The sequence below is a fragment of the Clostridium sp. D5 genome (assembly GCF_000190355.1).
GTDB lineage: Bacteria > Bacillota > Clostridia > Lachnospirales > Lachnospiraceae > Faecalicatena > Faecalicatena fissicatena_A.
The window spans coordinates 367,325-375,039 of sequence record NZ_GL870810.1 but is presented as its reverse complement, the minus strand read 5'-3'; the positions used below and the strand labels follow the sequence as shown (position 1 = coordinate 375,039).

The window sequence follows — 7,715 nt, the reverse complement described above, 5'->3', positions numbered from 1 at the left end:
TGTTCTCTGTTTTTTCTCCAACGGGTTCTAGCGCGCACTCTATGGAGTTTAAAAGGCATACACAGTCTCAAAGGACTCCCTGCCTGCCTTTCACTCTGCTGGGTGCGTCCGGTCGGGAGGTAGAACGTCCTGGGTGGGGCTTTGGGCGGGGGAGGTGGATTTTTGTTGGCTTTTAATGGGACGAGCTGTGGATTTTCAGGGCTATAGGTGCGCCCAGGAGGAAGGGGAGTATATAGGTTGCGAAACGGTATATCAGCATTCCGGAGGCGGCTGCCGCCTTTCCTGTAAGAGGGGTGAACAGGAGTACGAATATAAATTCGACGGCGCCTACTCCTCCGGGGGCGGGGATTACTCCTGAGAGGGCGGTCATCATGGCGGTAGCTGCCATGTAAAATGACAGTTCGGGGGAATTCAGCATGTGGAATACGGCGGCGGGGATGAGATACCATGCGCTTAGTTTGAAGAAGTTCAGGATCAGAAGTTCCAGGAGTAGCTTTTTGTTTTTTAGGAGAGCTTTGGCTTCTTTTCTTACGATGGCTGCTTTTTCTTTCCAGCCTGCAAGCTTTTCTTTTGTTTTTTCTTTGTGTATGACTTTTTCGGCAAGGGTGAAAAGCCATCTGTGCAGCGGGGCACAGATGCAGGCTGTGATCAGGGCCGCGGCTGCCAGCACGGCAATCGCTACCCCTGCTGCCATGTAACGTCTATACTCCCCGAAATAATGGTCCATAGATCCGTAATTACTTACGAAACTCAAGAGAAAGTACAGGCAGACAGCAATCCGCTGTATGGTGTAGCTGATGGTAAATATTCCGAGGCTTCTGGAAACCGGGATGCTTTTTCTGCTGACATAGTACATACCGGCAGGCGCTGTCCCGCTTCCAAAAGTAATCACTCTGAAAAAACTGTAATAGAAAGAGCAGAGAATTCCCTCGTGCCAGGGAAACTTTTTATCGCAGGTGCGCAGCAGTTTTGTCAATGCACAGCCATCGCAGCAATTGTACAGAATACTAAAGGAAAATACGCCTGCGATTACCGTCCAGGAGGTCCTTTTCAGTTCTGACCATATGCTTCCCCAGGAGTCTTTCAGTGCCAGAACTGCAATCAGGATCACTGCAGCCAGGAAGAGAAATTTCCCGATAATTTTCCAGGAAAAATGTGTCTTCCATTTCTTACTGTTTTTTCTTATCAATTACATCCACCTTATTTCCTCCACAGTTCATTGGCTTTATCTTTCCACTCCTGTGCATACAGTTCACATTTGCCGCAGAGATGTTCTACGGATTCAGGAGACTGCATGTCAGTGGATCTGGCGCCGGTTTTTCTGACCATTTCCATCAGTTTCTCAGGATTTTCCAGCATTGGGCACGGACGGAGGTGATTTTCGTTAAAGGGCTGCCCCTCCCTGTAAGCCATGAACAGCGGCTGCTGCAGGGCTTCCAGAAGGCTTACCTCTTTAATATTCGCACTGGAATAATGTATGAATACACATGGCTCTACGTCACCGTTTGGATTAATATGACAGTAATTCCGGCCGCCGGCGATACATCCGCCCACGTACTCGCCGTCATTCTGGAAATCAAATGCAAAGATTGGTTTACCGCCTTCCACCGCACGTATTTCACGGACTCTGTGATACATGTACTCCCGCTGTTCTTTTGTGGGCAGAAGCTCCACTGCTGCGTCATTCCCCACAGGCATATAATGGAAGTACCAGGTATATCTGCATCCTTTTTCGATAATCATATCCAGGAATTCATCCGATGTCACAGTATCTATATTCGCGCTTGTATAGCAGATAGAGGTCCCGAAAATCTGGCCGTGTGCCTTCAGTTTATCCATCGCTTCCATAACCTGATTAAATACACCGCTGCCTCTTCTTCCATCGTTTACTTTTTCATAGCCTTCCAGGCTGATTGACAGGGAAAGATTGCCGACTCTGTCCATCTCCTCACAAAATGCATCGTCAACCAGGGTGCCGTTCGTAAATGCATGAAATGCACATTCTTTGTGTTTCTCGCAGAGTTTAACGATATCCGCCTTTCTCACAAGAGGTTCCCCGCCTGTGTACATATAAAAGTAAATACCCAGTTCTTTTCCCTGTGAAATGATATTGTCCAGTTCATCATAAGTCAGGGACAGTGTGTGTCCGTACTCTGCTGCCCAACATCCTGTACATTTCAGGTTGCACGCACTGGTAGGATCCATCAGAATCAGCCATGGAACATTGCATTGATACTTTTCCCTGCTCTCATGCATGATTTTAGTTCCGCTCAGCATGGCTTCAAATCCCAGATTCATTGCTGTCGTGCGGATGACATTGGGACTTACCTCATCCAGGATTCGGTTCACGTAGTTCATCCATTTCCCGTCTTTATCCCGGATGATCTTCCTTGCCGCTTCATAGCTTTCCGGACGGAACCGGTCTTTCGCAAAACTCTCTGTCAGATCTACCATTTTCAGAAAGCTTTTTTCACTGTCCTTATTGATCCGCTTCATTGCAGAATCAATGACCTTTCCAAATGCCGCTCTTTCCGTCTGATGTTTTAATTTTCCCATAACTCAATTCCTCCTCCTTCTTCTTCATTGTGTATCTTTTATACCTTCTTTAGTTTATTCCTCTTACAAGCAATTCAATTCCACCAATCAGCAGAATACAGCCCCCAAGAGTCACAATCTTATTGATTGACTGGCACCCCATCCAATATCCTGCATAAATGCCAAGAATCACACTGACCACCGTCACTATTCCAACAGTAATAACTGTAATCAGAAAATCGGTCCTGAACAGGCCGAAACCAATTCCCGCCAGAAATGCATCTATGCTTGTTATGCACGCCCACACTGCAATCTGTCTGAGCTCCACTTTATCATCTTTATGCTCTATAATTGTCTGGTGTCGTCTGCCCTTAAATATCATATACAGGCCCAGGCCTGTAAAGATCAAAATCGAAAGAAAACGCCAGCGTACTGCTGCTTTTTCTGCTGTTTTCACCATGGGAATATTTGTGATCATATTACCAAGCAAAAGGCTTACCATCTGCCATAGAGTAAAAACACAGCCTATTTTTATCAATGCGGGTTTATGGATCCCGGGCATCATTGCGCCTTTGTAAAGTGCATATGCAAACACATCCAGGGACAATCCGACCGAAATCATCAGGATTTCAATAAATAGCAATATCCTCCTCTCCTTCCCTTTCATCTGCTTATGCTTATTTTAACACCGGCATTTTCAAATCATAAGATGCAAACGGTTGGCAGTGTATTTTAATTGGGACATTGGCTCAAAACTGTCCGTTTTCGGCTACAAATTATTAAATTTGTAGCCCGCTCACTTCATTTTTTTATGAAAAACATGCTATAATAGCTCAAAAGGAGTAGAGTTTTATGGAAGATAAAAAGGAACTTACAAAAGATTTATTAACCTCATCATTCAAAGAACTAATCATGCAGGTACCATTTGAAAAACTCACCATTAAAATGATAACTAATGGTGCCGGAGTAATCCGCCCCACTTTCTATAAGCATTTCCAGGATAAATACGAGGTACTTGAATGGATTTTAAAAAAGAATATAAAAGACAATATACAGGTGCTGATTGATAATAATATGGAAGAAGACATCTTTCGGCTGCTGTGCAGCTGCCTGGAGAAGGAAAGGGCCTTTTACAAAAAGCTGTATGCCATTGAAGGCCCCAATTCCTTCGAGGAACTGATGTATCAGTATATATTTGATTTATTTTCGGGTTTGCTTGACAAGTATCCGATGAAGTCACCGGACAAGCTCGCCATACTTTCTAAAGATGCGGTTGCAAGGTTCTATACTTTTGGTCTGACTGATTCTCTGAAATACTGGATCGTGCATGATACAGACTGCACTTCCGATCAGCTCACTGAAGCCTATAATTATATCATCCGATGCTCTATTCTGGATCTGCTTGAATACCCTTCTGTCAAAATTTAGAATAAAACAGATCCCTCTCAGAACAATACATTGTTTGTGATTCTCGCTGACAAATCGTGTGAGCTGCTTTGAAATCTGCCTCTGTATGCCTCTTTCATGGCCGCCTTTTCCAGCAAATCCAGCAGAAGTGAGACCTGTCTTTCAACTGCCTCCAAAGACATGCCCGCAAAGTAATCCACTGTCTCCTTCTGTCCTTTTCCCCCCAACTTCAGCTCGGAAAGGGGACTTTCCGTAACCATGCAGGCCAGCGCCCGCAGCAGCACCGCCTGGCATACATTGTCCAGATACAGTTCTTCATAATCCGGGCATATGGATTCCAGAAGATTTATAATGCCGTCCCTGTGAAAGCAATGCAAAAATTTCTGCTCATATGCTATCTCTCCCAGATAATACAGGATCAGGTCAACCCCCTTTTTTTTGCATTCCATACCCGGCATCGGGTAGTCCAGCGTCAGAATATGATTCTGTGGGTTAAATCTCGGATCATACCGTGTAAAAAATGCAGGGATCCCGCTGAGAATAGTCTCTCTGTAATTTTTACAGCCATAATCATCAAATTCTTTAATGATATCATGATATACATACTTTGCGCGTCCGACTTTCTCCAGCACAATCTGGTATCCGGCCTCATAGGACTGCAGACATTCCGCCTTCTGCCCCTGAAGCATAGAATCTGCTGCCCCTTCGTCCAGCTCGTTGATACAGTAAACTGCGGCTTCCATAAGCTGCTCTGCCGCCCGATAGGATATGGAGCTGCTCTCCTTTGATGTATAACGGTCGGCGAGTTTTGCCACAACAGGCAGTATTTCTTCTATTTCATAATTCATCTAATCCCCTCCCTTTTCCGGCTTTTACATTTACTCCCAGCACAGTTCCCTCAATGCCTGAAGATATAAGTCTTTGTCCCACCGCGGAACCTCGTCGAACCGGGTGTATTCTCCCCTTCCCCCGCTTGCTTTATAACCGTCATACCCTGCGCGGACCGCCGCAGTAAATACTTCCAGGCATGTCTCTTCCAGATAATCCGGATCCCCGGCACAGATCGTCTCAAACTGCTCCCTCATAAAAGTAAGAATCTCATCGTCTGTCATGAGATCCAACGCTGCATTTCTGAACTCATAAAAAATATCCTGCAGCCGCTCCATACAGAAGAGATAATTTTGCTGGCTGATATACTGTGAATCACAGAAGACATAAATGATCTTATCCAGGATCCCCACACCAAATTCTACCCTGCCATACTTTTTCAGACTCTGGTTCCTGCATTCTGCCAGCTCTTTGATTTCCTCCTCCCGTAAAAACAGTCCGAAACGTTCCGTCTTTTGATTCATTGCAGACAATAACGCCAGTTCCTCTTTTCTTTTTGCCGGCTCGAGAAGTTCATAAATATTCGTTTCCATGACACCGCCCCTTTCACACGTGGTAAGTCATTATAAGGCCGGATACAATTCTTTACAAGACTTGAAAAAATGCTCGTTTTGTGGTAATATAGAGATAGAAAATGAGGCAGAAATTTAATTTCCGCCTCATTTTTATTGTTATTTCACTTATTCTACTTGTTTTAAATCTCAGTTCTGCTCAAATGTTCTGTCTGAACTACGTACTTACTCTGCTTCCGCCCCTTCAATAATATTCCAGATCAAATCTCTGGCCTTTTCTACCTCGCTCTCATCTGCGAATATATCCTCACCGTAAATGGAGTTTCCCGTATAGATATCCATGATGCCTCCGCTGGCAATTCCCTGCCTGAATGCCTGGATGTTATGCTGGCCCAAAATATCCAGGATCATTTCTGCCTCTACCTTGTCCCTTGCTGTACATACTTTTGTAACCTTCATTCCTTCCATACTGTTTACCTCCTTTTGTGACTGAATTGACGGCTGCTGTCTTTTTATAACACTAAGATCATTTCCCTGGCTTTTTTCTGAGTTTCAGAGAAATATCCCTCATACCGGCCATATTTTTAAACATCTGGGCCGCAACTGCCGCATTTTCTTTTAAAGTATTATCCGGTTTAACGGCTTCTGATATTTGATCCAGCACTGTTTTTATATCATCCAGCTCCAGAAGATTCACTGCCGTACAGTAGAAACTCTTTCTCCGGCCATCATTGTAATTTTTTAATAAAAACTGTAAAATTTCTATTTTTTCTTCGAGTATGGCCTTATAATGATCGATTCCCTGTTCTTTCGCACAGGTAAAGTCATCCCTGCTTCGCTTTGGTACAAAAGAGTCATATTCCTCTTCCAGATACCTGTAGCATGGATATTCCCTGCACTGGTAACAGTACTCCACATTCTCATGTCCCAGTGCACAGCGGATCACCTCGCAAGTTGGCCTTCCTTCCCCTCCGCATCCCGTACAGTGTGATTCTTCACTTATATGATACATCGGGCACAGCCCGCAGTTTAAGCCGCAAAGAGAAAACTGCGGATAGGGCCTGCTGTACTTCTGTCCCCTATGAGACATAGTTGTCAAAATATCCCTGTATAAGGATAACTGGTGTTCCCTTATCGCCGGAGCCGCTCGTCAGATCGCAAAGGGAGCCGATGAGGTCTGTAAGCCTTCTTGGTGTCGTCCCCTGTGCTGCCATATCTCCTACCAGATCATCCTTCTTCTCTTTGATGCGCTGTGAGATGGCGTCTTTTAATTCCTGTCCGGACAAATCTCTGAAATCATTATCTGCCAGATATTTTAACTTCACTTCGTTAGGCGTGCCTTCCAGTCCCTCCGTATTGGCAACGGATACGCAGGGATCTGCAAGTTCCCAGATCTTTCCAACCGGGTCTTTGAACGCCCCGTCGCCGTATACCATGACCTCTACATGCCTGCCTGTCTTATCCAGGATCTTCTTCTGAATGTCCAGAATCAACTCATTGCTTTCCGCTGTTCTGGGGAATAATTTTATCGATTCCTCCGTTGACTTATTGGAGCCGAGGAGTCCGTATTTTTCGTTGCAGCCGCTTCCGTTCACCGGCTGGTTTAACACGTCATCCATACCGCAGACAATCTCTGCACCGTTTTCCTTAAGCAGCCTCTTTGTCCTCTCACGGGTATGTATATCACAGTTTATTACCTTCCTGGTATACTTAAGAATTTCCTGCGGGTGGTTGGCAAAAATAACTTCCACCTCTGCACCTTCGCCTTTAATTAAGTCACTGTAATACTGGACATAATCCACCCCGGTAAAAGGATGCCTGTTCTCGCCGAATAGTTCCCGATAGCGCTTCAGATCCAGAACTTCACTGTAAGGATTAATACCTGCAGCATCCAGTTTGTCCAGGGATACCAGTTCATTACCTACTTCGTCGGACGGGTAGCTTAACATAAGTACAATTTTTTTAGCTCCCCTTGCCATACCTTTCAGGCAGATAGAGAAACGATTTCTTGACAGGATTGGAAGAATCACTCCGATCGTCTCTCCACCAAGCTTATTTTTTACATCTTCTGCAATGTCATCCACAGATGCATAGTTTCCCTGTGCTCTGGCCACAATGGATTCAGTGGCTGCAATGACATCTCTGTCACGGATTTCAAAGCCCTCGCTCTGTGCGGCCTCAAGTACACTGTCTACAATGATATCTGCCAGCTGATCCCCCTCGCGGATAATTGGACAGCGTATTCCTCTTGATACAGTACCAATTTTTCTTTCCATAATATATTCTCTCCTTATTTTTTCTTTTGACTTCTCTTATTGTATCTTATTTTTCGCCTGTTCTCAATACCGCATTTACTGAAGCGGCCTACTTTTT

9 protein-coding genes are annotated in these 7,715 nt (G+C 44.8%); 1 reads left to right on the top strand and 8 read right to left on the bottom strand.

The window, feature by feature from the left end; translation table 11 throughout:
• Nucleotides 1-172 precede the first annotated feature (172 nt).
• From HMPREF0240_RS08065 to HMPREF0240_RS08055, 3 genes are read right to left on the bottom strand one after another with little or no spacing between them, the layout of a single operon-like run.
• On the bottom strand, nucleotides 173-1,189 hold the full coding sequence (locus tag HMPREF0240_RS08065; protein WP_009002945.1) for a YbhN family protein: 1,017 nt from the start codon (nucleotides 1,187-1,189) through the stop codon (nucleotides 173-175).
• 11 nt (nucleotides 1,190-1,200) lie between these two features.
• The gene (locus HMPREF0240_RS08060) at nucleotides 1,201-2,556 is read right to left on the bottom strand and encodes a radical SAM protein (protein ID WP_009002944.1); all 1,356 of its coding nucleotides are present in this window, start codon (nucleotides 2,554-2,556) and stop codon (nucleotides 1,201-1,203) included.
• Between the two features lie 49 nt (nucleotides 2,557-2,605).
• Nucleotides 2,606-3,178: a manganese efflux pump gene (locus HMPREF0240_RS08055; RefSeq protein WP_009002943.1), complete on the bottom strand. Its 573-nt coding sequence runs from the start codon at nucleotides 3,176-3,178 to the stop codon at nucleotides 2,606-2,608.
• Between the two features lie 209 nt (nucleotides 3,179-3,387).
• Between HMPREF0240_RS08055 and HMPREF0240_RS08050 the strand changes: the two genes are divergently transcribed.
• Nucleotides 3,388-3,963: a TetR/AcrR family transcriptional regulator C-terminal domain-containing protein gene (locus tag HMPREF0240_RS08050; protein WP_009002942.1), complete on the top strand. Its 576-nt coding sequence runs from the start codon at nucleotides 3,388-3,390 to the stop codon at nucleotides 3,961-3,963.
• A 17-nt stretch (nucleotides 3,964-3,980) separates the two neighbouring features.
• Here HMPREF0240_RS08050 and HMPREF0240_RS08045 read toward each other — a convergent pair whose 3' ends face one another.
• The 5 genes from HMPREF0240_RS08045 to HMPREF0240_RS08025 all read right to left on the bottom strand — a co-directional run bounded on the left by HMPREF0240_RS08045 (nucleotide 3,981) and on the right by HMPREF0240_RS08025 (nucleotide 7,618).
• Nucleotides 3,981-4,790, bottom strand: a complete 810-nt coding sequence (locus HMPREF0240_RS08045) for a DUF6179 domain-containing protein (RefSeq protein ID WP_009002941.1) — start codon at nucleotides 4,788-4,790, stop codon at nucleotides 3,981-3,983.
• Nucleotides 4,791-4,820: 30 nt separating this feature from the next.
• Nucleotides 4,821-5,363 carry a DUF6323 family protein gene (locus tag HMPREF0240_RS08040; protein WP_009002940.1) on the bottom strand — a complete coding sequence of 181 codons (543 nt, stop codon included), beginning with the start codon at nucleotides 5,361-5,363 and terminating at the stop codon, nucleotides 4,821-4,823.
• A gap of 204 nt (nucleotides 5,364-5,567) precedes the next feature.
• The gene (locus HMPREF0240_RS08035) at nucleotides 5,568-5,810 is read right to left on the bottom strand and encodes a DUF2007 domain-containing protein (protein WP_009002939.1); all 243 of its coding nucleotides are present in this window, start codon (nucleotides 5,808-5,810) and stop codon (nucleotides 5,568-5,570) included.
• A gap of 58 nt (nucleotides 5,811-5,868) precedes the next feature.
• Entirely contained in the window at nucleotides 5,869-6,432 is a 564-nt protein-coding gene (locus HMPREF0240_RS08030) for a DUF3795 domain-containing protein (protein ID WP_009002938.1), read from the bottom strand.
• Nucleotides 6,422-7,618, bottom strand: coding sequence for a coenzyme F420-0:L-glutamate ligase (locus HMPREF0240_RS08025; RefSeq protein ID WP_009002937.1), 1,197 nt, complete (start codon nucleotides 7,616-7,618; stop codon nucleotides 6,422-6,424). The genes HMPREF0240_RS08030 and HMPREF0240_RS08025 overlap by 11 nt, the downstream gene beginning before the upstream one ends.
• Between the last annotated feature and the right edge of the window lie 97 nt (nucleotides 7,619-7,715).

Excerpts from the sequence above, each read along its gene's own strand:
- HMPREF0240_RS08060 (WP_009002944.1), bottom strand. The coding sequence starts at position 2,556 with ATGGGAAAATTAAAACATCAGACGGAAAGAGCGGCATTTGGAAAGGTC.
- HMPREF0240_RS08050 (WP_009002942.1), top strand. The coding sequence starts at position 3,388 with ATGGAAGATAAAAAGGAACTTACAAAAGATTTATTAACCTCATCATTC.
- HMPREF0240_RS08045 (WP_009002941.1), bottom strand. The coding sequence starts at position 4,790 with ATGAATTATGAAATAGAAGAAATACTGCCTGTTGTGGCAAAACTCGCC.
- HMPREF0240_RS08040 (WP_009002940.1), bottom strand. The coding sequence starts at position 5,363 with ATGGAAACGAATATTTATGAACTTCTCGAGCCGGCAAAAAGAAAAGAG.
- HMPREF0240_RS08035 (WP_009002939.1), bottom strand. The coding sequence starts at position 5,810 with ATGGAAGGAATGAAGGTTACAAAAGTATGTACAGCAAGGGACAAGGTA.
- HMPREF0240_RS08030 (WP_009002938.1), bottom strand. The coding sequence starts at position 6,432 with ATGTCTCATAGGGGACAGAAGTACAGCAGGCCCTATCCGCAGTTTTCT.
- HMPREF0240_RS08025 (WP_009002937.1), bottom strand. The coding sequence starts at position 7,618 with ATGGAAAGAAAAATTGGTACTGTATCAAGAGGAATACGCTGTCCAATT.